We start from the raw sequence: 22,115 nt of genomic DNA, 5'->3' as shown, positions 1-22,115 counted from the left end.
TCGCGCACGTTTTTTTTAGGTCGTTTGTTGTTTGGAGCGGGCCCACATATGGATGATGAATATATATAGTGGGAACGTGAGCGTGAGGGCGATGATCAATAGCCCGAAGGCGGGACTCGGCCAGGCTGCTTCGTTAGGAGGAGGGATGATACGCGTCCAGCCGTATGTGAACAGCGCCAAATAAGGGAGCCACAGGACATAGAGGAACAGGTTAAATGGTGAAGGTGCAAGGTGCTTTAAGCGTTTGATGATCAGACGTGCGAACAAAATGAGTGAAGCGAGACCAGTAATCGCTATGATAATCAAAGAAGCGTCACCCATAAGTAGGGATACTCGTCCGCTATTGGCGAGCAGTTGGATATTTATAAGTGAGGTGAGTGCCAGTAAGATTGATATTGATTGTAACTTGAGGAAGTGGGTCATAAAATACTCCTTAATCTGATAGGATGATGAAACATTGTTCAGCAGTGCTCGTATAATTATGAAAGAGGTGATCAAATTGGCGCAATTAATTGCGGCTTGGTTTGTCGGGTTTATGTGTGTGCTCTCGACGTTTGTATATGTATCAAAATGGCGGAGCGAGCGTAAACTAATGAAATTGTTAGGTGCCGTATTCAGTGTTTTTTTAGCCGTCGTTTGTTTTATGATTGCCGTACCAGATACATACGATCGGGCCTTCGACCGTTATGAAACGGCGAGCGGAAATTGCTACGTCGTCGACAATCAGTCAAAACAAGGTGGCGTGACGCTCTGGTTCGAAGAGGAGTCCTACGATTTTCCAGAGATACCGGAAGACGTCGCATATGGCCCAGGCACGTTGTTTGCTTGCAACGTCACGTTGACGAAAGTGAACTCGACTGGAGTTGACTATATGTTAAAATCTGAAGATGGCAAAACTCTCTTTTCAACATACTAAAGTATTCTTCTGATGAGAAGGATACTTTTTTTAAACGATTTTCTGCCATTCATCTTACTAAATTCAATTATCATCTGGAATCTATTTTTCCAATAAAGATATAGTGGGAATGGAATGGATGTCGCTGAGTTATAAAGAGCATTTATTTAATGCGAAAACTGTCGAATCAAATGACTAGTTAAATTCCTGAAATTTTCCGAATATTGTTTTTATTCATAAATAATTATGATAAAATCATAACAGTGTAAATGGAGAATTTTTACTTTAAGGTGAGTGATATGCTCTATTTTGGAATTGGTTCTTAAATCTATATGTAAAATCGAAACGGTTATGAGATTGTACTTTTTTTGAAAGGAGAGAATCGGATGAATTTGCTTGCTCGAAAATCGGCTCAGTTTTTCATCACACTGTTTGTGTTGATTGCGATCAGTGCTTTGCCGTCACTCGTCGTGCAGCTCGAGTTCGTGCCATCGAATTACTGGAACGGGCTGCAACAACAATTTAGTCAGTTGGCGAAACTTGATGAGATTACATACTTCAACGTAACCGCGCAACGAGAATTACCGTTATTGCCTGCACTCGGTCCGCTCATGAAAGAGACGGTCATCATCTTTATGACGTCGCTTGTCGTTTCGGTCGGGTTCGCTCTTCTGTACGCTTATTTCTTTTATCGAAGCGGGAAGCGCGTGCGCACGGTGCTCCAACAATCGAGCCAGACGCTCGAGATGATCCCGGATTTATTTTGGCTCATCTTCTCGCAATACCTCGCCATCACGATTTACAAGAAGACGGGGTTTGATCGGATTGAAGTCGCAGGCGGGTTTGCCGAATACATACGCTTTTTGCCGATTGTGACGTTGACGCTCACCATCCTGTTCTTCTTTCTCAAATGGTTGACGAAACACATCCTTGAGGAGGAAGCGACGCTGTTTCTCGAGCTAGTGCGGGCCAAAGGCGTCCGACCGGCCGCCCTGTTCTGGAGACACTTGCTCCCGAATTTGGTGTATCGCTTCTATCTCTTTTTCCGCTCGAACCTAATTACGGTATTATCAAGTCTTTTAATCATCGAATATTTATTTAACGTTCAAGGGATTTTCCGTTTCGTCGTCTATAATCCTGTCATGCCGATCCTACTTGTCATTTTGTTGGTCGTCTATATCCCGATCTTTATATTGGATTTACTGGCGGAATGGCTCATCCCGAACGCCTGGAAAGGAGGTATTTGATGCGTCGTACGCTACTGCGTGACCCGATTTTCATCATAGGGTTCGTGATTTTTGCCAGCTTGCTGTTACTCAGTATCGGCAATACCGTATTCCGCGATGGCCAAGTCGATCAATTCCTGAACCGTTACTCCGACGAAGGTCGATTGATTGGCATCCCGCCACTCGAACCGTCGAAAGATCAATGGCTCGGAACCGACCGGGCCGGGAACGACTTGTTCCAGATGATGATTGAAGGCTTTAAATGGACGGTCGGCATTTGTGCGACCGTCGCACTCGTACGGATGGCGCTCGGCCTATTGGTCGGGATCCCACTCGCATTTCGCGGGGCACGCTTGAACCGAATCTTCAAAATGGTGTTAGATGGATTCTTGATTCTGCCTATCTCGTTGTTGGCCATGATGATGTTATTCCCGTCCTTTTTCTTCGCGGACTCGACGATGGTGCCGCCGTTATTAGACCGCGTAACCCTACAGTTGACGGTGTTCGTGTTGCTCGGTTTGCCTGCCGTCACGCTTTATCTGATAACAGAAGTCCGGCAGTTGCTCAAACAAGAGTTTATGATCGTCGCTGAGACGTTAGGAGGCAGCGTCTGGCATCGGACGAGGCGGCACCTGTGGCCGCACCTCGTCCCGACGTTGGTCATTGTCTTCATGCAGCAATTCGTGCAAACACTGATGTTGCTCATTCATCTATCCTTATTCGGTGTCTTTTTCGGGGGAACCGTCTTCCTGTTTGAAGGGGTCAGACCGACACTGTTTGAATGGTCGTCGATGTTCGGTTTCTATTTCACGCAGTTCACGGCAATGACTTGGATGACGAACCATATGTTCCTCGTTCCAGCCCTCGGGCTGTCCATGCTCGTCTTTCTCAGTAACTTGTTGACGAGTCGACTCGAGCGGGCATTCCGATTACGACGTCAAAAATCAGTCGTCACCGATGACACGACGTCTCAAGCCGAGGCGGCAGCAGCAACGCTTGCGGATCCGTTCACGCTCGTTCATGCGAATGCCTCGTTTCAACAGATGAATCAAAAGAAAGCGGATGACATCAAGTACTGATGCCATCCGCTTTCTTAATTAATGTCTGATTATCGTAAGAAAACATAGGGAGGTTGAAGATGATGAGCACGAAATCGCTTACGCTCATTTTTATCTCAGTGTACATACTAATGAGCCTTCCTGCCATGTTAGGGATTGGCTATGTGATTGATTGGATTCCAGAAACAACGCTATTAGAAAAAATAAAGGGACACGTGATTGAAGGTCTTGTGAATAACTATCTTTTCAAAATGGTTGTTTCAGGAGTTGTCAGTGTATACAGCCACTCCCACTTCTATATAGGTTGTGAACGGTGAGGATATACGATTCACAATGAAGTATTGTATTTGATTAAAGAGTAGAAACGATCGAATTCAAAAACGGTCTTCCGCTAGAAAAGATTTATCTTTCGGGACCACCAACAGATTTTGTTTTGCCATCCCAAAAATCATTTAAATGATTCCACCATTTGAGTGATTCTCGGTGCAAATAGGGATGAAAAACACTCGTATCTCTTCCACTGTATAATAATTTATTTTGTAAATCTTCTAATAACCCAATTGTCACAGCTTCCTTAACGTAAGCATCGCCAGTTGTATGCAGCAATTCAATTACATCAAACACAGCTGATAACTCATTCAACTCATTTCGTTTGTACAAGTCAACGACGTGCGTAGCGAAATCAGCAAAATCGATATATAGTAATTGTTCATCTCCAGTCTCGTAATTGTCCTGAATATACGAATCCCATCGTTTTTTATAAGAAGGACATGCTTGGAGAAACAGTTCCATGACTTCGCCTTTAGACACTTCTTCTTTCATTTTCACACCCTCCTTTTTAAGACACAATTAAAACAGACATTGTCGATGCGTCATCACCCTCACAGGTGATTGTCACAATGATTGTTTACTCATCATAATGCGTTTTAAATTGTGCCATCCATTTATCGAGTGTGTCATAGTCTATGTTTCCTGACTTTGCCGTGTGAAAGAAACCGTGGTACCTGAGCGTCGTCTCGCTATTGATGATGAATTCATCGAGCTCGTCCCCGTCCTCATCGTATAATGTGACACGGTACGAGTACCCCATATAGCCGAAGCTAGGTTTTCCTTTTTGAAACGTGATGTCATTCAGATTACGCATGATGGAGTCGATGTCACGCCGCTCGCTTAGTGAGACCTCATAGCCGCTCTGACCGTCAAACACATGGATACGGGACACATCCGACGGGGACGTCGTGATGACCCGCTGCGGGATATACGTCGTCGCGTACAGCAGCCCGAGTACGAGACAAGCGATTGCAAGGCGTTGGCGTTTCGTGTGTGGTTTCTTTAAAGGATTTTCCCACATGTTCAATCGTCAATCACATCTTCTCCAGCTTGCCGCAGTTTCTCAAGCGAGACGAGCATATGCGCGATCACTTCGTCAGGATGTCGCTCCCAAGCACCGAGTTCGGCAACGACTTTGAGCGGGGCGCTCGAGCGGTACGACCGTGTCGGGTTTCCTGAAAAGCGCTTGTCGGTCAGGTTCGGGTCGTTCTCGAAGTCACCGGTCGGTTCGACGAGATAAATGCGCTCACGGGCATCTCCGCTCGCCAGCTCGGCTCCCCATTTGGCGGCATCGAGCGTCGCCGTGAAATAGATATAGTTCGACTGTTTGTCTTGATAGTTCGAATCGCGTCGGGGCTCAAGTACCTCCCCAAGCTTCAGTTCGGCTTTTGTCCCGTGGAAGAACGGGCCCGTATCGGGCGGTTTTGATTCATTCGTCATGAGGCATCTCTCCTTTTGTCATGTATCCAAAGTATAGTGGTTGAAATTAGGAGAAGGTAGTCTGTTTTTGGTTACGGAATCACGATACAATGAGGCTAGGAAGAGCGGATCGCTCTTCCCTTTTCCATATCTACAATTGTTTCCGGAACGAATAGCTGGTGATGGCGTAGCCCATCTTGTCCGTATAAAAGCGGTGCGCATCGGTCCGGGCGAGCCCAGACTCGAGCGCGACACATGTCGCGCCACAATCATGAGCGTACTCGTGAACGAAATGAAGCAACATCTCGCCGTATCCGTTTGAACGATGCGCGGCACTCGTGACGAGGTCATATATGTAGACGTGCTTCCCGAGATACAGGTTGACGCGTACCTCGATGCCGGCTAATGACACGATGTCGTCGTCAGCATATAATGCATGCAACTCATACCCTTGTGGCCGCATTTTGGCGACGAGGTCTCGATACGACGCGAGGGTCAGGTCGGGCCGGAGCTGGTTCATGACAGCGAACGATTGGTCGAGTGCGAACGGCGTCTCGATCGGTTTGATCGAATAGATGGTAGATTGAATTGGAATCAGTCCTCCTTGACTTGAGGTGAGTGCTATCGTTCAGTTCGCTTTTATAATCCACTATTCCTGTTCGAACGTGGAAAACGAAATGAATCGAGAGGAAGGGAAACAATGAAGCATGCGTTGGTTATTGGCGGCAGTGGGATGCTAAGAGAGACGGTCCTTTGGTTAGCTGACGTTGGGTACCACGTGTCGGTGATCGGCAGGGATGAGGCGAAGATGGGGCAATTGATTCCTCGCCGCCCTGACCGCTTGTCCGCCATATATGTGGATTACCATGACAGCGTCCAAATGGCAGATTCGGTGCGACAAGCGATTGCCGAACGAGGGGCGATCGACCTCGTCGTCGCCTGGATTCATTCGGACGCGCCTGACGCCTTGCCATGTGTCTTGAGAGAAGTTAGACATGATGCACAGCTGTTCCACGTCCTCGGAAGTCGAGCCCATCTTGAGGACGTGAAGAGCCGTTTGGTGCTACCGGACAAACTCCGCTACCACCAAGTGCAGCTCGGTCACATTACCGAGCATGGCGCAAGACGTTGGTTGACGCACGAGGAGATTGCCGGTGGCGTGATCATGGCGATTCAGGAGAACAAGTTGTGTCACATTGTAGGAGTTGTAGACTAACAAAACGAGTTATTCGTCATTTGATACAGCTAGGGATGTGGCAATATGGAAATTCTTATTGGTCAACCGAAGCTTGAACAACATCTACAGCAATTCATTCACCTCAAATGAATAGAACGTGCGATTACATATAAAAAACCTTGAATGACCACTTGTACCCAGTGATGATCATTCAAGGTCTTATAGTCTTATACGTCTAGGCTAGTTGCTGATGCTTTAGAGAGGATTTGCTCAACGACCGCATTGCAATTCTCTCGGCTCACTTCATAAAATGTATCCTCATACGTCAATCCAACGTGTTCGCCGCTCTGCAGTTCATATTGTTCAAGCAGCGGACGGATACGGTCATGGACGACTTGTGCCGCCGCAGGTGACGTATACGGGAAAATGATGGCGAACGTATCGTGTGCGACCCGGTATTTTTGATCGGTTCGTCTTGTCGCCATGTGGAGCTCATCACTGAAGTAATTCAAAAACCATTCATATTCGGTCCGTCCATAACGTTCCTCGAAATGCGTGAACTCGTGCAGCTGGATAAACGAGACCGCGAAAGATCCACCGTGGCGGATGAGACGGTCTCGTTCTGAGTTGACGTCCATCCGAAACCGTTCGGCGTTGTCGAGCCACGTCTCGGGATCGACGGCGATCAGTTGCCGGGCCCGTTCTTCTAGCTCATGTCGTGACAACTGGACCTTCTTCACGAGTTGATGAATGAGGCCGGACAAGATAGACATGGTGAGGAGGAGAGCTGTATAGCTAAGCCCTTTCCAGTTGAAAAACTGAACTTCTCCTTCTTGATAGATAGGAGCGAACCACAAGAAGTAGACAAACAAGAATGCCAGCAAGGCGACAGAAAACGTCAATCCTGCCCGCATCCCAAAGGCGAGAGAGGCAATGACGATGATTGGTAAGATGACTAATCCGATGACTCCGACGTCACTCATCAAGAGTAGCGACACGTATAGGATGGTGCCGATGATGAGGCAAGAGATGAGCCCGAATAGTTTAATTGATTCTTGAGTCCATTGATTCATGATCATTCCTCTTTCTGTGTTCGTGTTGTCCCCAATTTTACATGAAGTATCAAGTATAGACTATACAGTTCGTTTTTGAGTGAACAACAGAAGCAGACAGACGATATTTCGAAATGGAGCGAGTGTGTTATTCGGCAGTTTTTAGACTTGATTGAGACGTTTAGGGCAAACCTGCTTAAACACCCGGTGACGCAAAGCTTGTCCTCGGATGTTTTGTCGTTTATTCCACGAAGACGGTGAGTCCGTCGTGGATTAGCGTACCAATCTTCTCACCCAAGCAGATTCGCTTCATCGCGTCCGTCTCTTTAAAATCGAAGACGTGCACCGGGAGTTGATTGTCTCGAGCAAGTAAGAGCGCCGATTGATCCATCACTTTCAAGTCATGGCGCCACACATCGTTGTAGTGCAGCGACGCATATTGTTTTGCCTCGCTCGTTTGATTCGGGTCTTGGTTGTAGACTCCGGAGATCCCATTCTTGGCGACGAAGATGGCGTCACAATTCATCTCGATTGCGCGTTGCACGGCCGGATAATCGGTCGACACGAACGGCTGTCCGTTCCCACCTGCAAAAATGAGAACGTAACCTTTCTGCAGATGGTTGAGTGCCTTCAGACGAATATACGGTTCGGCCATACTCGGAATCGGCATGGCCGTCATCACGCGAACTTCACGATTTGTCTTACTTTTTAAGACGCCTCGCAACATCAAACTGTTGATGACGGTCCCGAGTGTACCGATGTTGTCTGCCTCGACATGGTCGATGCCCCATACGTCCGCCTGGTTACCACGAAAGATGTTGCCGCCACCAATCATGAGCGAGACGTTGATGCCGAGATCGACCAACGACAGGACTTCGACCGCAATCTGGTCTAGCTTATGTTGATTGAAATTCGAGTTATCCTCGCCCGCTATTGCGGCTCCGCTTAACTTGATCAAAACATTTTGATAGTTGTTCATCTAGACACTCCCTTTCTGAATCCAAATCTTCAAAATTGTATAGTGTTTTCAATTATTTAGCAATACTTTTCGCTAATGAATGCTGTAAAGTTGATGGAAGGGTACTGAGTGGTGAATACGGTTTTGGGGGAGGGGACAGATGAGAACATGGATCGGGGCTGCGGCGATTTGTTTTGATCATCAAAAAGTGTTGCTCGTGAGAAATAAGGATGTGTTGGGATGGAGCGTTCCTTCCGGCGGCTTGGAGACAGGGGAAACACTCGACGAATGCTGTATCCGAGAGGTAAAAGAAGAAACGGGCTATTCGGTAGACACGGTAAAGAAATTATTGGTGAAAGAAAAAGAAAGTGACGGCTATCAAATTCAAACTCACTATTATCTTGTCGGACTTACAGATACGTTGGCGTCGAGCCAGATTGATCAAGATATTTCAGCTGTGCAGTGGGTGTCGATTGATTCAATGCATACAATCAGTCACCTCTACCAAGAAGATGTTCAAATTATTTTGGATACGTATGAGCGATTTCAAAATAAACTTGAAATCTATAAAATAAAAGCGAGGTGACTGATGAAGCGATTCGTAAACGTGTTCGGGAAGGAACTTGAAGTGATGACAAAAGGTGAGCACGGGTTTCCGATTGTCATCTTAACTGGGATGGGGTGCGCATTTGACGAATGGCACGAGGTCTCGGAAAAATTGAGTAAGGCGAACCGAGTGATTCTATATCATCGACCAGGAATCGGAAGAAGTGAGCTGAACGAAGGCAAACGTAACACGGAAGCAACCGTACGAGAACTAAGGGAACTTTTGGACGTCTTACAAATTACTGAGCCCTTCGTTTTATTGGGACATTCATATGGCGGATTGTGTGCGCAGCATTTCGCAAAACGTTATCCAAATGATGTGGCTGCACTTATTCTCATTGATTCCACATCACATGACCTGGACAGACTCGACACGTTAGATTTACCTGTCATGAACGATTTATCTTCAGACGAAGATTGGCTGAAACAATGCCAGGATTATGCGGAACGAACCGAAACCGAATTGACCGAATTGATACAGCCAACGCTAGCACCGAACCAATCAAAGTTGCCAGTGGACGTCCAAGCCGAATTAAAGGGATTTGTCTGTCGACCAAACTTGTACAAAGCGATGCTGGCCGAAGTCGAGAGTTGGTATGACGATGCCCGTCTGATCAAACGATTAGGTAACCTGTCAACTACACCTCTTTACGTGATTGGGCGCGACGCTGACTTCGAGGTAGACAGAGGGAAGGCGGACGGTCTGCCTGAATCAGAGTTACGAATTTTAGAAGGAACTTGGGGTCAACTCATTCGCGAACAGACGATTCTCTCTGCGGACAGCCGACTCGTGATTGCGGAGCAGGCGTCACACGCAATCCATTTAGATCGTCCAGACGTCATCATTTCGGTCGTGGAGGAATGCTTGTCTCGTTTGAAACCGAGTAGACAGTTTGAATAAGGACTTATTCAGTATAATTTGAGATTCAAATAAAAACCGGGTGATCGAGAAACAACTATCGATCACCCGGTTTTTCTATTCTAAATGTAAACGAAGTACGATTCTTGCAAACCCGTTTCATAAAATCTCACGATACTTTTTTTTCATCTGTGTTCATTACATACAGCGCACGTTTAGACCGTTCCCGGACAACGCGAATGGTGATGAAGCCGACGAGTAAGAAAGCGAGCGAGAAGGTGATATACGTCGAACGAATCCCGACATATTCAGCGAGTAGACCGATGCCGAACGTCAACCCGATAATCAAGATCGATTCCGCTACATTGATCACTCCGGAGAAACGGCCCATCAGGTCGGTCGGGACGTTGTTTTGATAAAACGTCAAGAAACCGGTGTTCGCGAACGACAGGGCAAACGTGAGCAAGAAGAATCCAACAGCTGCGAGCACGAACGATTCGGAGAAGGCGAAGACGAGATAGCCGACGGGTGTCATGATGGCACCGAAACTGATTAAGAACGGTAACGTCATCCGAGCACTGAACGTCGCATTGATAATGGAGCCGGCGATAATCCCGGCTCCGGCGACACTGACGAGAAAGCCATAACGACTCTCCGAGAAGTCGAGCATTTGCGTCGCGAACGACGCCTCGAGCGAGTCGAGTCCAGACATGAAAATCGTCATGACGCAGAACAGACTGTAGACGAGCGTGACGTAACGCCGCGTCGACGCAAAACGGACGACTGCTTTCCAGTCCTCGATAATCATGCGAAGACTGAACACTCCGACTTCATCTTTCGGGGTGAATAATGTCGGCAGGAGGGACAAGATACCGACAGAAACGAGGAGCGCTGCTGCATTCAACTGAATGGCGAGCGTCGGTGTGCCGATCATGAACAGGATTCCGGCGATGGCCGGTCCTAAAATGAAGCCTGCCGACTGGACGAAGTTTTTCAAAGCGTTGAACCGTTGGCGGTCGCCGCTCGACACGAGCTTCGTCATATAGACGAGTGAAGCCGATTCAAAGATTGAACTCGCAACGTTCAACGCGAAGACGAGCACGTAGATGATTGCGAGCGAGTCGATGAAGGCGAGGCTGAACACGACTGCTGCGCGGAGTGTGTCGAGCAAAATCATCAAGCGGCGCGTGTCGGCACGGTCAATGACCGTACCTGACCAAAAGTTCGCGCAAAGGGCCGCGAGCGGGACGAGGATGTATAACACAGACACGGCGAACGGTGACTGCGTCATGTCGAGGACGATCAAATTGAGGGCGATGAAATACACCCAAGCGCCCAAATTCGAGATGCCGACGCCGGTCAGTAAGAGTAGCGGATGTTTCCAAGTGTGCATACAGATCGTCCCCGTTCAAATAAGATTTTGAACAGTATGTCACAAAAATGATTGTCATGCTAGAAAAATCAAATATTTTCTTTTTAATGGTTTGTATACTTTTGAATGCGTTGCATTAATTTTGGTTGTTGAGTAATTCGATTTTAAATACGCTCGTCATCCCCGATCGATCTTTCATCAGGATGACTGAGATTAAATCCTCTTCAGACAAGTCAGAGAGTTGGATGATTTTATCCTGTCGATAGATGCTTACGTGCTCTTTCACAATTTCATATCGAATCGTGCCTTGATCAGTTGCGTCATCGAACGACATCTTTTGCACTTCAATGGCATCGTCTTCAACTTCTCGTACCTCAGCATAAAATGTTTCAATGTCAGACGGTGAAAGGACCCAGACATCTTGTTCATACGCTTTGTAGGCGTCGGTGTATCCTGCAACATAACTAATCAAGACACTCACGACTATAGTGACGATGAATAAGACAATCGCAAGTTTATCAGGCGGTGCGATGGCGGCACCTTGGCCTGAATTTGATTGTACAGCGTCAGTTCGACGTCGTTTGTACACTTTGATATAAATAGTGGTAGCAGTTGCGACCAGAACCAAAATGACAAACCCTGTGACTAAATAAATCGGGAACATCATAAACTATCCTGCTTTACATATGACGTTACGTAATGGGCGGCGATACATGAAGGAATGTCCTCGAGCGGTCCCGTCAACTTGATGACGTGGGGGAGATGATAAAACGTGCTCGTCGTCTCGAAGTCATCGAAACGATTTGCTGCGTCATGGATGAACAGTGGTACGTCCGCGCCGAGGGCGATCCCGAGTTCGACGTGGCTGCTCTTCCCGGCCGGTAGCAAGATGACGACAAAATCAGATGTACGAATCGCTTCGTATTCTTTGGCGCCGATGTCTCGCAAGTCCTCGATTGTCGCTGCTCGTTCATTCATGGTCCAATCGTATGTATGGGTGTGGCCTTGTTCGATGAAATGGTCCCGCAATTGCCGGACGTGATCGACGTTGTAAAAACCGGACCCGATGTAAAACTTCATAAGTAGCCTCCTAAATCGTGTTCATGTTGTATGCGACGACTCGCCATAATAGAAATAGAAACGCGAGAGCATAGGCTGTAAGCAAGCCGATCCCGAAAGTAATGCCTTGTCGTCGCGTCCACTTTCGACTGTGAAGCATGTGAAAGCTGAAACCGATGGCCGAAATGATGAGCAAGATGACTGTACCGCCTATCCAGACGAATTCAGCATGCGTCCAGTTCGGAGCGAGTAGAAAGTAGGGAATGGCAATCAGCAGGCTTGAAGATCCGATGAGTTGCGCTCTTGTCATAGCCGTTCGCGTGAAGCCGTGATTGCGACCTCGTGGATGATGAGTAACAGAATCGCGATGAAGAAAGTGATCAATGAGACGTATTCCGCTCCGACGTTCAAAAAGAAGTTGAGGCCGAACAACGGAGACACGAATAGAATGTAGAGCGGATATTGGATTGAAAACAAAGCGTCCAAAAGAAGGATGTCACGCATATATGTCTCGAAGCTGTTCAATGTAAAAACGGTGACACTCGCGAACAGGAGTGCCGTGATATATAGCTTGGCAACCTGGTTTCGTAATAAACAAGTTCCTAGTAGACAGAACAGGAGCGCGACCGAGGCTGCGGCATGCAGGGGACGAATCGTTGCGTCGGGGAAGGTGGCCGACGGGATAATGTTCACTATCAACGCGATGACATAAACGACTGACAACGTCACGATGCATCTTTTATTAGTTTTCACGATCTGACTCCTTTCATACGTCTTGCGCTAGTTTGGCCAACACGAGTGTGGCTTCTTCTACGTCGAACGAGCTGTGCCAGCGGACGTTTTGACGATCTGAAATCCGGTAATGCCCGCTGATCAGGTTTTGTTGCAACACATAATCTCCTTCTGTTGCGGTTTGCTTCCACCATACACGACCACCGAGTGTCTTTGACTTCGGTTCGTACGAGACGTCTTTGGCGATCAGTCTGACGAACTCGACTGGGTCGTCCCCGATTTCGCTCAAAAGAATCTCGCTGTCATTAAACAGGGCGCACAATGTGACGACCGTGCTCCAGTTGGCGATGGTCCGCTCTTTTTCGATTTGAATGAGCGTCTTTTTGGATAATCCTAAGATGTCAGCCATCTCTTCTTGAGAATATTGTCGTTCCAGACGAACCGTTTTTACTTGTTTCGATACGAGTTGGATGAAATCCGATTTGTTCATCGAGCACCTCTTTGCTTGAAAGCATTAACCCTTTTCTAGGTGTTTTATTTACAATTAGTTACAAGTGTAATTTTACACTAAGCATGAACAGTGTCAATGTGATTTCTCATTTTATGTATATAATTCGGAATCATCCTTGCTATAAAATAGATGAAGTTGGAAAGGGGAATGAGTATGACGAAAGAACAGGTGATGGCGCTGTTGCCGACTTCCGAGATAGAAATTAAACTTGAGGATGCAGAAGGGCTAAAGCGTTTCGCATTTTTAAATGAACGCGATCGCTTCGACGAGGTTCAATTAGAGGTTTTCGACGAGGAAGAGCCGTGGCCAAACCATCTCCCTATCATCGGGTACGAAGACTTCCTCGGTGACCTCGTCTGTGTCGACTTGAAGACGAACGAAGTCGTCATTGTCGACCATGAGACGTTTGAAGTAGAGGAGACATTGTCGACCTCAGTCAATGATTGGTTACGGTAAGGTGGGCGGGTGGTTGTTAGAGAAACGAGTCATCTTATCGTCCTTGCGTGACGAGGAAATTGAACGTCATCTGTTTACGACAGACGAAGTCTGAAAAAAGCCAGGCTGTTGACGAGGGATGACGCCGCGCAACTTCGTGTTTTACAAGCAAACAACTTAAGATACATCCGGATTGGTTACCATAGGGAAGGGAATTGGCTGGCTGTCGACTTAACCAATGTGGAGCTTATTTCGTGTGACGACGAATTTAATCCGATTGATGTGAGTCGGACACCATTCGAAACGGTTTTGAACTGGGTAACGACGTCAGAGAGATTACTGCTCTTGACGCAACGTTTAATTCGCGGGGTGCTGTCTAAGGAAGAACTTCCTGGAAAGCGCAATACTCCTACGTTAGAAGAGATGATCGAATGGATTTTGTACATGAAGGCGGGCATTGTGACACGAGAGAACGTTTCTGATTGAACAGGACGTGCGCTTTGGCAATCGGAGGACGAGATGACTGAAGGACCGATGATTGATGCACTAAATTTATTGAGCGTGATGGATATACCAGATCAGAAGGGTTCATACTTCTGTAATGAAGAGGACTGGGATGAATGGATCGAGCAATGGCAGAGAAAACCGCATGAATTTGTCACATCACTCTCCACGTCCTATCGCTTGTCTCTTCAATTGTACCGACAGCGCTGGGAGACGCTGTATACAGTAGGTGTCATCGGAAGGTTTGGTGATTGTTTTCGGTATCATATCTATCCAAAACAAGATGGTCGTTGGAATTCCATGCTGATCAGCTCGAGCAAAGACGGTCAGAGCGCTAAAATCGTTTCATTGCTATATCGCGGTACGGTTAACCGGAGATAAAGGACCAAATGTACCAACATAAATGAATCGTCGTAATCGAATAGAGCGCAGTGAGTGAAACGAGCAGGCGAGGGTTGTCTCGTTTTTTGAAGTAGCGAATCGTATATTCTGAAATAATCGCGCTACACAGTGGGATCACGGACATCATCATGAGGAATGGCAAAAATAAAAAGGTCTCAAATCCGATCAGCTCAATGATGAAATGGTCTTGATCGATTAAGACACCTTCTACATAAAAGTACTGACGACCGAGAATGTAATTCCATGCGACAAAAGATAAGATGCCAAGTATTCGGATATACAAATGACAATCTCCTTTGCTATAAAATGGATACGGATTACAATTATTATAATTCAAGATGAATCGATTAACAATTTGAATCAAACGTTATTCTGTATAGGATGTATCGCTGAAGGTATGCGGATGATTTGGCGATTTATCACTTTGTTTGCGACCTGATCCAAAGTGAAGAGACTGCTGAATGGGAAGAGATTGCCTCATTATTATTGAGCCAACCATTCTGTCACTATCCTCACGTCTATGAACGGGCCTTCGAACACGCGAAACGCGCTGCTGAGCTTGATGCTAGTAGTATAGATGTAAAGGAATACTTGCTGTTTTTCAATACGATTCCAGACAAATTGATGACGGATGCCGATGCGGACGAATTAGCGGTCGAGATTTTGAAACTGCGACCGACAAGTCAGGTGGCAAAGATGCATCTTCTATGAACGATGGTTATGCCAAATCTAAGGGTCCGGTGATGAAATAAGAACTAAGAACATAGAGGCGGCGGCGATATGTGTTGGATGATTCGGTTTGGATTGACAGCAGCACTGGCGCTGTCCTCATCACCTTCAATCACGCATTGCCGCTGAGGCAGAAATGGCTGCCGACGGGGACTGTATTGCAGTGGGCTCGGCGTATCGGCTTGAAGAATATCGATTCAAATTATACATGGACATACGCTATAGAACGGTAGTCACGATGACACCGAAAGAGGTTGACCGGTTCCGTGAGACGTTTGAGCAGTATCGAAACCGTCTAACTCGTTGAGCAAACTAACAAACGATTCAGCGCATCCTGTTTAGCAACAAGACGGATATGAATATAGGAGGTGAAATCAGATGGAAGTATATGTTGAGTCATTGTTTCAAACGGACGGGTCTAGCATATTTGATGCCGATTTATTAGGTGACGAACTGATTATTCTAGTCGACAAGGAATTTCCCGTCGTCTATTGGAACGAGCGGACGCTAAGACTGCCGGTTCAATTGAGTTCTCCCTTTATCCGTCTCCTTAATTCAGAAACGTTTCTCCTCGTCGATGTGACAATGGAGGAGACTCCCGTCAACGCCTGGGTCATCGATGAGCGAGGAACGTTTCTTCATGCGTTCCATGCGGGAAACGCCATCGGAGCGGTCGCCGTCAACGAGTCTGGTATTTGGATTGGCTATGTCGACGAGGGGGTGTTCGGGGAAGGCATCTCCACCGAGGCACTCGTCTGTTTCTCACGGACAGGCGAAGTTTTACAGCGCTATCAGTCCGATTTTGTACGTCCGCCGACCATTGTCGACTGTGAATTGTTGCAAGCGGATCGAACCGGGGTCTGGCTCTGTCCGTCGATTTGGTATGAGTTAATTCATATCGATGTGACCGGTCGACTCAAAAAGTATAAAACGCCGAAGAGGCTTCACGACAGTTCGGCGCTGACGATTCAAGGACAAGTTGGCTATTTCGTGAAGGATGGATTGCTTTACAGCTGGCCGTTCGGCGAGCGGAAACGCCCTGACGTCGTGACTGAGTTTTCGGGAAGAGTTAGAGGTTTAGGGGAGGGCGAGAGGTTCCACTTCATTTTAATCGGTGACCATGAAGTGAGCGGCATTCAGCTGGTCGACGAGTAATGACAATTCTTTAGTTCATCATAGGATTGAAAAATGGGAGCGTAACAGATGAAGCTAGATTTACCGAAGCAAATCAAGACGTTCTATTGGCATGTTTTTTCATTCCCTTTTGTATTGATTGCCTATCATCATCTCGTTCACGAATGGCAATTGGAGCAGTACGGTTTTGATGAGCTCGAAGATGTCGGGACATTGTTCTTTATTTTTGGGTTCAGCGCATGCGAGGTTACGTTAGTGACAGTGTTCCTTTGGTCCGTAGTCGACTCAGTAACGAAGTTGCTGCATTTATCCAAATAATTACTCAATTCGATGGACCTGGTGTACAGGTTCTTTTTTACGTTTTTGAACGTCTGGTCATACAAAATCGTATTGATCATTGAATCAACTTGTCAGAATCAATTCCCTCTTTTTTGTAAATTCAGTATACTCATGTTATTGATATGAGAAAGAGGGCGATAATATGAGACTTGAGACGAATCTTCCAGGGTTTACGGTTGAAGCGATTGTACAGGTCGAGCAAAAGTTTGGGGCACGCTTCCCGGATGGATTGCGTGACGCTCTCAACGAATGAAACTGGTGACGAGTTCGGTTTTTTAAAAGACGATCGGGAGACGATTTATGTCTGGTGGCACGAGATGAATGAACTCGAGGTGGCGGCATCGTTTGAGGCGTTCGTCGAAGTGAAACAGATGGAAGGTGATGTGATTGAGGCGTTTTGTGAACGAGTCGAGGCAAACGGTCTCGTCTTCGGTCTATCTGCGAAACAAGACGAAGGGTGGGCGTACGCACCATCGCACGTCGAAGCGACAGACGTCTTGTTATTCTTTTCGTCCAGAAAGTTTGCGCTCGCTTGCCGGACTGAAGAATGGACCGACTATCATGTGATTGAGTTGCCGGTCGAGCTGTTTCTTAAACGCTGGCTGCCGAACGTGTCGGAAGATGAACTGCTGTGCGGCCTCGATTGGTCGAGCGGACTGGTTGGGTTGGAGGATGATTCAGAAACCATGCTAGAGTTTCTAGAGTGATTATATTTCACATACCATATATATAATTTCCAAAAATAAAAGAAAGTAGCGAATATGATAAATCCTCTTTCTCAAAAACGAGATCATATCGACAATTGTTTATGTTCTGTCTGCCACCAGGAACTCGGAACCCCACTCTGTCATGCCAGCAAGCATTGAAGGCTACACGAAGAAACAGTTGAAGCGCCGCGTTCAATTTGAAGACGAATGTCCATATCCGAGAGGTCGGGATGCGGCCGTTTATCGAATTAGAGCCGACTGATCATCCGCTCGCCGCCGAGCAGCGGGAAGGCATCACACGTGAACGGATTGAAGAACTAGCGCGTATTGTGGAAAGCGACGTGTGAGAGGAGAGCCCAATTTGAATGATTACACGGTAGGGAATATTTTTGAGCTGTACTCAGGAAACGAGGTTCTTTCGGCGGAGCAACAAGCGATGATGGATTGCATCAATGCATACGTTGAGGCAAAACAGTTCAAACAGCTCGAGTATTACCTTCAACAGACCCGCGGCATCGAACAGCTGTTGATTGACCACGTGATGATGGACCCGACCGATAAAAGCCGATGGGACTGGCTCATTGGGTATGAGTTAATTGATACAATCGAAGATTTTGCACGGGTGAACAGCTTTGGTCTCACCGCCTATACATATCATCCGAATGATACGTTCTATTATGCGCTCGCCTTATATTGGACGGGATGGAATGACTTTGTCATCACGGATGAGGACGTCGCCTTGGCAGAGTCGCTCATCGAACAAGGACCGGAAGAAGTGAGTGGCTTGCTTTGCATTGCGTTGGCGAAAGAGTTCAGTCATCTGAAGCAGCACTATTATCAACTCGCCATCGAACGCTGTCCTTGGACACCAGAACCTTACTTATGGCTCGGGAAGCGCCACCTTTATTTTAATTCTGCAGAAGGAAAGATGCTCATCCAGCAAGGACTTGACCGAGTGAAGGATACATGGGGATTCGATCAAAAGGGGCGCTGGTTCAATACGGGATCACAATATTTCAATCCCACCACGTGGCGACAAGACACCATCGCTGAGCTACTCGGTCTAAGCATGTCCCATGACGAGTATAAAAAATATGAGCGGATGATCAATAAAAAATAGTCACTTTTAAGAATGGAGCATTGGAATGACCACAATCTCTTTAGCCAAACCATCAGATGTGAATGCAATCGAACAACTGTATCTCGCCTGTAAAGACGATTTGCTCCACAGACAGATTTTCCAATGGGACGACACGTACCCGAACCGCGCCTATTTCGAGGATTGTATCAAAGAAGGCTCTGTCTATATCATGAAAGACGGTGAGCAGTTGCTCGGAGTCGTCGTAATCGATGAATGGCAGTCGCCGGAATGGAGAGAAATCGACTGGCGTCACGATAACCCGCTTGTCATCCATTCCTTGATGGTACATCCTGAGGGGCAAGGCAAAGGTCTCGGAAGAAACGTGCTCGAGTTCTCGGAACGATTGGCTGTCGAGCGAGGCTATGCCAGTATCCGGCTCGACAGCTTCACAGGGAATGAAGCAGCTTGCAACTTTTATAAGCGGCACGGTTACGTCGAATGCGGAAACGTCCATTTTGATTCGAAACCGAAAGGGCATGAACGGTATGTCTGTTTTGAAAAGGAGCTTGTCTAAATCAGGCAATGGTCTGCCGTCACGGTTTGGCTTGAACGAAGTCCAAAATATGTTTCTATGAAAAGGAAATGGGCTACTATACCGATGTAAGAGAACTGAGCCGGAGCAACTCAAAGGGGCTACATACACGAGGGGACGTCGAACAGTCATCAACATGACAAGAAGGGGAGATTCAACGATGTGGGATCAAACAACGAAGTTACTGATGAAAAAGGCAAAGAAACATAAAAAATGGACCGAAGGCGTTTTTGTCAATCCAGTCTATTGGATGGTAAACGGAACGCCATACTACATGGCAGGCTTTACGCGAAACAATCAATCGGTGGCAAGCGCCTACTTTACAATCGGGGATGAGAAAGTAGACGAAGTACTGATTGCGCAGCCAAACCTGTCTTATTTTGCCGATTTAAGCGGCAACCTATCTCAGATGGCGACGGAACGCTTAAACATTCCGATTACTTTTTACACGAAACCGTTAAGCATACCGGTTGTTAATGCGAGTCCACAAGTTCAGCAGGGGAGAGACGCATTTGAAGATTTTTGGGAGGTTCAACAAGCGTATAACCAGGTGCTTCGTGACTATACGGCGTACTATAACGATGACGTATTGATCCGAAAACACATTACGGACACGGATTTGACTAAGATTAAAGAATTCGCCGTGCTAGCAGACATCTATCAACATCAAACGTTGAAGATTTTAACGAGCCAGGGTGAAGCCATTCAAGCGTTCGCGGCGTTTCTTGAAAACACACAAGAGTGGTCAAGCCTGTCTCGAGAAGAAAAGAAATTCATCAAAGGGATTGCGGTCGGCAAAGAAAATATGCAGAAGAACATGGACGCTTTAAACGTGCTCGAAGCCAATGATTTTGACCAAATGGTTAAGTTGAATTATGACCACTTAATTAATAAAAATAAAGCAATCATCGAGGGGCAACGACAGTATATCCGTTATCCGAAAGGGATTTCTTAAGGGGGATTTGAGGTGAAACAACTTGAAGTAGCTACATACCACATGACAATTGACGCACCAATCGACCATGTTTTCTCCTGCCTCGCAGAAGATGAACATATCGTCAAATGGAACGACCATTTGATTGAAAACATTTATGAGGATGGGGACGCGTCACTCGTGACGGGGAAACGGTTCATCTCGGTCCAACAGTTCGAGAAGAAAGAGATTCGGGTCGAATCCGAATTGACGTATGTGAATCGCCCTTATGAGTGTGAAGTGCTAGCGATGACGAATCAGGGAATATCGACGTCTACTTATGTGCTGACCGAGACACCGAATGGGACGGACGTAATAATTCGCCTCACACTCATCCCATCATCATGGCTGTACTCCTTGTACGTGAAAGGCTTTGCTTGGGCGATTCGGCTCATTTACGACGATCAGTTCAAACAATTTCGGATCTATACGGAAGCGAGCGCACCGAAGCAGCCTTCCGTTCAGGGGGCGGAGTGACAATGATTCGACCTATTATTCCGACGCTACGTGAGCCGGTGCGTGACGTCTTTATCGCTGAGTGGGGATCACCTCAAATGGTCATCTCGACCGGGACGTATGACTGCGCTACGCTCGACGGTTTCGTCGCGATGGAAGAAGCGACAATCATCGGGCTGATCACGTATGTCATTAGAGAAGAGGAACTTGAAATCATCTCGCTCGATAGCTTACGAGAAAACCGCGGCATCGGGTCGTCACTACTCGATGAAGTGGAGCGCTTGGCCCGACTTCATCGAATCAAGCGTATGTCGCTCATCACGACGAACGATAACTTACGAGCGCTCGCTTTTTATCAAAAGCGGGGTTGGCGCCTCGCAGGCATCATCCCTGGTGCGGTTGATGCGGCCCGCCTACAAAAACCGTCGATTCCAATGATCGGCGAGCACGGCATCCCGCTCCATGACGAGATCATCCTACGCAAAGCCATCACCAACTAAAGAAACGAGGTACATCCTTATGATTCGATTCGGTATCATCGGCACGAACTTTATCACCCATTCATTTTTAGAAGCCGTCCACGAAGTCGAAGGTGCGACCGTTGCGGCCGTCTATTCACGGACAGCGGAGCGGGCGACCGATTTCGCAAAAGAGTATGGGATCGTCCATACGTTCACATCGCTTGACGATATGGCGACGAGCGACGTCATCGACGCAGTCTATATCGCAAGCCCGAACTCGCTCCATGCCGAGCAGGGCATCTTGTTCATGCGACATGGCAAACACGTCCTCTGCGAGAAACCGTTCGCCTCGAACGTCGACGAGGTCAAGCTGATGCTCGAGACGGCGCGCGAGCACGACGTCGTCCTCCTTGAGGCGCTCCGCAACATGTTCATGCCGAACTTCCGAATATTGCGTCAAACGCTGCCTCGCGTCGGTCCCGTCCGGCGCGTCATCTTGAACAAGTCGCAATATTCGTCGCGCTACGACTTGTATAAGCGCGGGGACAACCCGAATACGTTCAATCCCGCTTTCTCTAATGGTTCGCTCATGGACCTCGGCGTCTATTGCCTCGGTCCCGCCTTGAAACTGTTCGGTCGACCGGACGCCGTGCAAGCGAACGCCGTCAAACTCGAGTCGGGCGTCGACGGGAGTGGTTCGGCCATCTTGTCGTATGACGGCATGGACATCATCGTGCTTCATTCGAAGATTCACGGCACGGACGCACCGTCCGAAATCATCGGGGAAGCGGGGCGTATCGTCATCGACGATATCGCCTCACTCGACCGCTTGACGTTCGTCGGGCGCGACGGGACGACCGAGGAACTCGCCACGGAACAGACGACACACATGAAGTACGAGATTGAAGCGTTCGTGCTTATGATTCTAGCAGGCGAGAGGGAGACCGAGATCCACTCATTTGACGACATGCAGTTGCTTGCTGACGTCATGACCGATATCCGGCGCCGCATCGACGTCCGTTATCCGGCAGATGTATAAAAACAAGCC

The 22,115-nt window shown here is 47.4% G+C and carries 33 protein-coding genes and 1 pseudogene; 20 read left to right on the top strand and 14 right to left on the bottom strand.

Features of this window, described 5'->3' with window-relative positions:
• Positions 1–15: 15 nt before the first annotated feature.
• Complete coding sequence (locus tag EVJ21_RS01130; protein WP_131489781.1) at positions 16–423, bottom strand: hypothetical protein; 408 nt, start codon at positions 421–423, stop codon at positions 16–18.
• A gap of 76 nt (positions 424–499) precedes the next feature.
• Between EVJ21_RS01130 and EVJ21_RS01125 the strand changes: the two genes are divergently transcribed.
• From EVJ21_RS01125 to EVJ21_RS01110, 4 genes are all read left to right on the top strand, one after another.
• A complete protein-coding gene (locus EVJ21_RS01125) occupies positions 500–916 on the top strand; it encodes a hypothetical protein (protein ID WP_131489780.1) in 417 nt (138 codons plus the stop codon).
• Positions 917–1,281: 365 nt separating this feature from the next.
• Entirely contained in the window at positions 1,282–2,142 is an 861-nt protein-coding gene (locus EVJ21_RS01120) for an ABC transporter permease subunit (protein ID WP_201739972.1), read from the top strand.
• Positions 2,142–3,200 (top strand): ABC transporter permease, encoded by a 1,059-nt coding sequence (locus tag EVJ21_RS01115; protein ID WP_131465076.1) that lies wholly within the window; start codon positions 2,142–2,144, stop codon positions 3,198–3,200. Before EVJ21_RS01120 ends, EVJ21_RS01115 begins: the two co-directional genes overlap by 1 nt.
• A gap of 59 nt (positions 3,201–3,259) precedes the next feature.
• A complete protein-coding gene (locus tag EVJ21_RS01110; RefSeq protein ID WP_236633766.1) occupies positions 3,260–3,496 on the top strand; it encodes a hypothetical protein in 237 nt (78 codons plus the stop codon).
• An 85-nt stretch (positions 3,497–3,581) separates the two neighbouring features.
• On the opposite strand, the gene EVJ21_RS01105 is transcribed toward EVJ21_RS01110, so the two are convergent.
• The 4 genes from EVJ21_RS01105 to EVJ21_RS01090 form a co-directional block, all read right to left on the bottom strand.
• Positions 3,582–4,001 (bottom strand): DUF7674 family protein, encoded by a 420-nt coding sequence (locus EVJ21_RS01105; protein WP_131489779.1) that lies wholly within the window; start codon positions 3,999–4,001, stop codon positions 3,582–3,584.
• Between the two features lie 85 nt (positions 4,002–4,086).
• Positions 4,087–4,530, bottom strand: coding sequence for a hypothetical protein (locus EVJ21_RS01100; RefSeq protein WP_131489778.1), 444 nt, complete (start codon positions 4,528–4,530; stop codon positions 4,087–4,089).
• A gap of 2 nt (positions 4,531–4,532) precedes the next feature.
• Positions 4,533–4,949: an NAD(+)--rifampin ADP-ribosyltransferase gene (gene arr / locus EVJ21_RS01095; protein ID WP_131489777.1), complete on the bottom strand. Its 417-nt coding sequence runs from the start codon at positions 4,947–4,949 to the stop codon at positions 4,533–4,535.
• Positions 4,950–5,079: 130 nt separating this feature from the next.
• On the bottom strand, positions 5,080–5,448 hold the full coding sequence (locus EVJ21_RS01090) for a GNAT family N-acetyltransferase (protein ID WP_131489776.1): 369 nt from the start codon (positions 5,446–5,448) through the stop codon (positions 5,080–5,082).
• A gap of 180 nt (positions 5,449–5,628) precedes the next feature.
• Between EVJ21_RS01090 and EVJ21_RS01085 the strand changes: the two genes are divergently transcribed.
• Complete coding sequence (locus tag EVJ21_RS01085; protein ID WP_131489775.1) at positions 5,629–6,144, top strand: Rossmann-fold NAD(P)-binding domain-containing protein; 516 nt, start codon at positions 5,629–5,631, stop codon at positions 6,142–6,144.
• A gap of 188 nt (positions 6,145–6,332) precedes the next feature.
• Here the strand turns inward: EVJ21_RS01085 and EVJ21_RS01080 are convergent, their stop codons facing one another.
• Both EVJ21_RS01080 and pyrH read right to left on the bottom strand, forming a co-directional pair.
• A complete protein-coding gene (locus EVJ21_RS01080) occupies positions 6,333–7,178 on the bottom strand; it encodes a GGDEF domain-containing protein (RefSeq protein WP_161568936.1) in 846 nt (281 codons plus the stop codon).
• Between the two features lie 220 nt (positions 7,179–7,398).
• Positions 7,399–8,136 carry a UMP kinase gene (pyrH, locus tag EVJ21_RS01075; RefSeq protein ID WP_131489773.1) on the bottom strand — a complete coding sequence of 246 codons (738 nt, stop codon included), beginning with the start codon at positions 8,134–8,136 and terminating at the stop codon, positions 7,399–7,401.
• Positions 8,137–8,275: 139 nt separating this feature from the next.
• On the opposite strand from pyrH, the gene EVJ21_RS01070 reads away from it, so the two are divergent.
• Together EVJ21_RS01070 and EVJ21_RS01065 are read left to right on the top strand one after the other, a co-directional pair.
• The gene (locus EVJ21_RS01070; RefSeq protein WP_071397479.1) at positions 8,276–8,701 is read left to right on the top strand and encodes an NUDIX hydrolase; all 426 of its coding nucleotides are present in this window, start codon (positions 8,276–8,278) and stop codon (positions 8,699–8,701) included.
• Between the two features lie 3 nt (positions 8,702–8,704).
• Complete coding sequence (locus EVJ21_RS01065) at positions 8,705–9,622, top strand: alpha/beta fold hydrolase (protein ID WP_131489772.1); 918 nt, start codon at positions 8,705–8,707, stop codon at positions 9,620–9,622.
• Positions 9,623–9,749: 127 nt separating this feature from the next.
• Here EVJ21_RS01065 and EVJ21_RS01060 read toward each other — a convergent pair whose 3' ends face one another.
• From EVJ21_RS01060 to EVJ21_RS01035, 6 genes are all read right to left on the bottom strand, one after another.
• Positions 9,750–10,973 (bottom strand): MFS transporter, encoded by a 1,224-nt coding sequence (locus EVJ21_RS01060; protein ID WP_131489771.1) that lies wholly within the window; start codon positions 10,971–10,973, stop codon positions 9,750–9,752.
• 115 nt (positions 10,974–11,088) lie between these two features.
• Complete coding sequence (locus EVJ21_RS01055) at positions 11,089–11,619, bottom strand: hypothetical protein (protein WP_071397482.1); 531 nt, start codon at positions 11,617–11,619, stop codon at positions 11,089–11,091.
• Positions 11,616–12,032 (bottom strand): group-specific protein, encoded by a 417-nt coding sequence (locus EVJ21_RS01050; protein ID WP_131489770.1) that lies wholly within the window; start codon positions 12,030–12,032, stop codon positions 11,616–11,618. Before EVJ21_RS01050 ends, EVJ21_RS01055 begins: the two co-directional genes overlap by 4 nt.
• A 10-nt stretch (positions 12,033–12,042) precedes the next feature.
• A complete protein-coding gene (locus EVJ21_RS01045) occupies positions 12,043–12,321 on the bottom strand; it encodes a hypothetical protein (RefSeq protein ID WP_131489769.1) in 279 nt (92 codons plus the stop codon).
• On the bottom strand, positions 12,318–12,764 hold the full coding sequence (locus tag EVJ21_RS01040; protein ID WP_131489768.1) for a hypothetical protein: 447 nt from the start codon (positions 12,762–12,764) through the stop codon (positions 12,318–12,320). Before EVJ21_RS01040 ends, EVJ21_RS01045 begins: the two co-directional genes overlap by 4 nt.
• Before the next feature lie 13 nt (positions 12,765–12,777).
• On the bottom strand, positions 12,778–13,233 hold the full coding sequence (locus tag EVJ21_RS01035; protein WP_131489767.1) for a helix-turn-helix transcriptional regulator: 456 nt from the start codon (positions 13,231–13,233) through the stop codon (positions 12,778–12,780).
• Positions 13,234–13,407: 174 nt separating this feature from the next.
• Between EVJ21_RS01035 and EVJ21_RS01030 the strand changes: the two genes are divergently transcribed.
• Together EVJ21_RS01030 and EVJ21_RS01025 are read left to right on the top strand one after the other, a co-directional pair.
• Positions 13,408–13,710: a hypothetical protein gene (locus tag EVJ21_RS01030; RefSeq protein ID WP_131489766.1), complete on the top strand. Its 303-nt coding sequence runs from the start codon at positions 13,408–13,410 to the stop codon at positions 13,708–13,710.
• 498 nt (positions 13,711–14,208) lie between these two features.
• Positions 14,209–14,574, top strand: coding sequence for a hypothetical protein (locus tag EVJ21_RS01025; RefSeq protein ID WP_131507059.1), 366 nt, complete (start codon positions 14,209–14,211; stop codon positions 14,572–14,574).
• Here EVJ21_RS01025 and EVJ21_RS01020 read toward each other — a convergent pair.
• Positions 14,561–14,878, bottom strand: coding sequence for a hypothetical protein (locus EVJ21_RS01020; protein WP_131489764.1), 318 nt, complete (start codon positions 14,876–14,878; stop codon positions 14,561–14,563). The two genes, EVJ21_RS01025 and EVJ21_RS01020, sit on opposite strands and share 14 nt — an antisense overlap.
• 125 nt (positions 14,879–15,003) lie before the next feature.
• On the opposite strand from EVJ21_RS01020, the gene EVJ21_RS01015 reads away from it, so the two are divergent.
• From EVJ21_RS01015 to EVJ21_RS00965, 11 genes and pseudogenes are all read left to right on the top strand, one after another.
• A complete protein-coding gene (locus tag EVJ21_RS01015; protein WP_131489763.1) occupies positions 15,004–15,306 on the top strand; it encodes a hypothetical protein in 303 nt (100 codons plus the stop codon).
• 396 nt (positions 15,307–15,702) lie between these two features.
• The gene (locus EVJ21_RS01010; RefSeq protein WP_131489762.1) at positions 15,703–16,479 is read left to right on the top strand and encodes a hypothetical protein; all 777 of its coding nucleotides are present in this window, start codon (positions 15,703–15,705) and stop codon (positions 16,477–16,479) included.
• Positions 16,480–16,527: 48 nt separating this feature from the next.
• Positions 16,528–16,776: a hypothetical protein gene (locus tag EVJ21_RS01005; RefSeq protein ID WP_131489761.1), complete on the top strand. Its 249-nt coding sequence runs from the start codon at positions 16,528–16,530 to the stop codon at positions 16,774–16,776.
• A 254-nt stretch (positions 16,777–17,030) separates the two neighbouring features.
• The gene (locus EVJ21_RS01000) at positions 17,031–17,504 is read left to right on the top strand and encodes a DUF2750 domain-containing protein (protein ID WP_161568935.1); all 474 of its coding nucleotides are present in this window, start codon (positions 17,031–17,033) and stop codon (positions 17,502–17,504) included.
• Positions 17,505–17,698: 194 nt separating this feature from the next.
• Positions 17,699–17,851: pseudogene (locus tag EVJ21_RS00995) on the top strand (DUF2199 domain-containing protein); the annotation flags it as partial.
• 14 nt (positions 17,852–17,865) lie between these two features.
• The gene (locus tag EVJ21_RS00990) at positions 17,866–18,624 is read left to right on the top strand and encodes a hypothetical protein (RefSeq protein ID WP_131489759.1); all 759 of its coding nucleotides are present in this window, start codon (positions 17,866–17,868) and stop codon (positions 18,622–18,624) included.
• Positions 18,625–18,649: 25 nt separating this feature from the next.
• Complete coding sequence (locus tag EVJ21_RS00985; RefSeq protein ID WP_131489758.1) at positions 18,650–19,159, top strand: GNAT family N-acetyltransferase; 510 nt, start codon at positions 18,650–18,652, stop codon at positions 19,157–19,159.
• Positions 19,160–19,337: 178 nt separating this feature from the next.
• On the top strand, positions 19,338–20,132 hold the full coding sequence (locus EVJ21_RS00980; RefSeq protein ID WP_131440655.1) for a hypothetical protein: 795 nt from the start codon (positions 19,338–19,340) through the stop codon (positions 20,130–20,132).
• A gap of 12 nt (positions 20,133–20,144) precedes the next feature.
• Positions 20,145–20,627 (top strand): SRPBCC family protein, encoded by a 483-nt coding sequence (locus EVJ21_RS00975; protein ID WP_131489757.1) that lies wholly within the window; start codon positions 20,145–20,147, stop codon positions 20,625–20,627.
• 2 nt (positions 20,628–20,629) lie between these two features.
• Complete coding sequence (locus EVJ21_RS00970) at positions 20,630–21,106, top strand: GNAT family N-acetyltransferase (RefSeq protein ID WP_131489756.1); 477 nt, start codon at positions 20,630–20,632, stop codon at positions 21,104–21,106.
• Positions 21,107–21,125: 19 nt separating this feature from the next.
• The gene (locus EVJ21_RS00965; RefSeq protein WP_131489755.1) at positions 21,126–22,106 is read left to right on the top strand and encodes a Gfo/Idh/MocA family protein; all 981 of its coding nucleotides are present in this window, start codon (positions 21,126–21,128) and stop codon (positions 22,104–22,106) included.
• The last annotated feature ends 9 nt before the right edge of the window (positions 22,107–22,115 follow it).

The organism is Exiguobacterium sp. SH0S2 (assembly GCF_004337185.1).
Taxonomy (GTDB): domain Bacteria; phylum Bacillota; class Bacilli; order Exiguobacteriales; family Exiguobacteriaceae; genus Exiguobacterium; species Exiguobacterium aurantiacum_A.
This window is presented reverse-complemented; position numbering and strand designations above follow the sequence as displayed.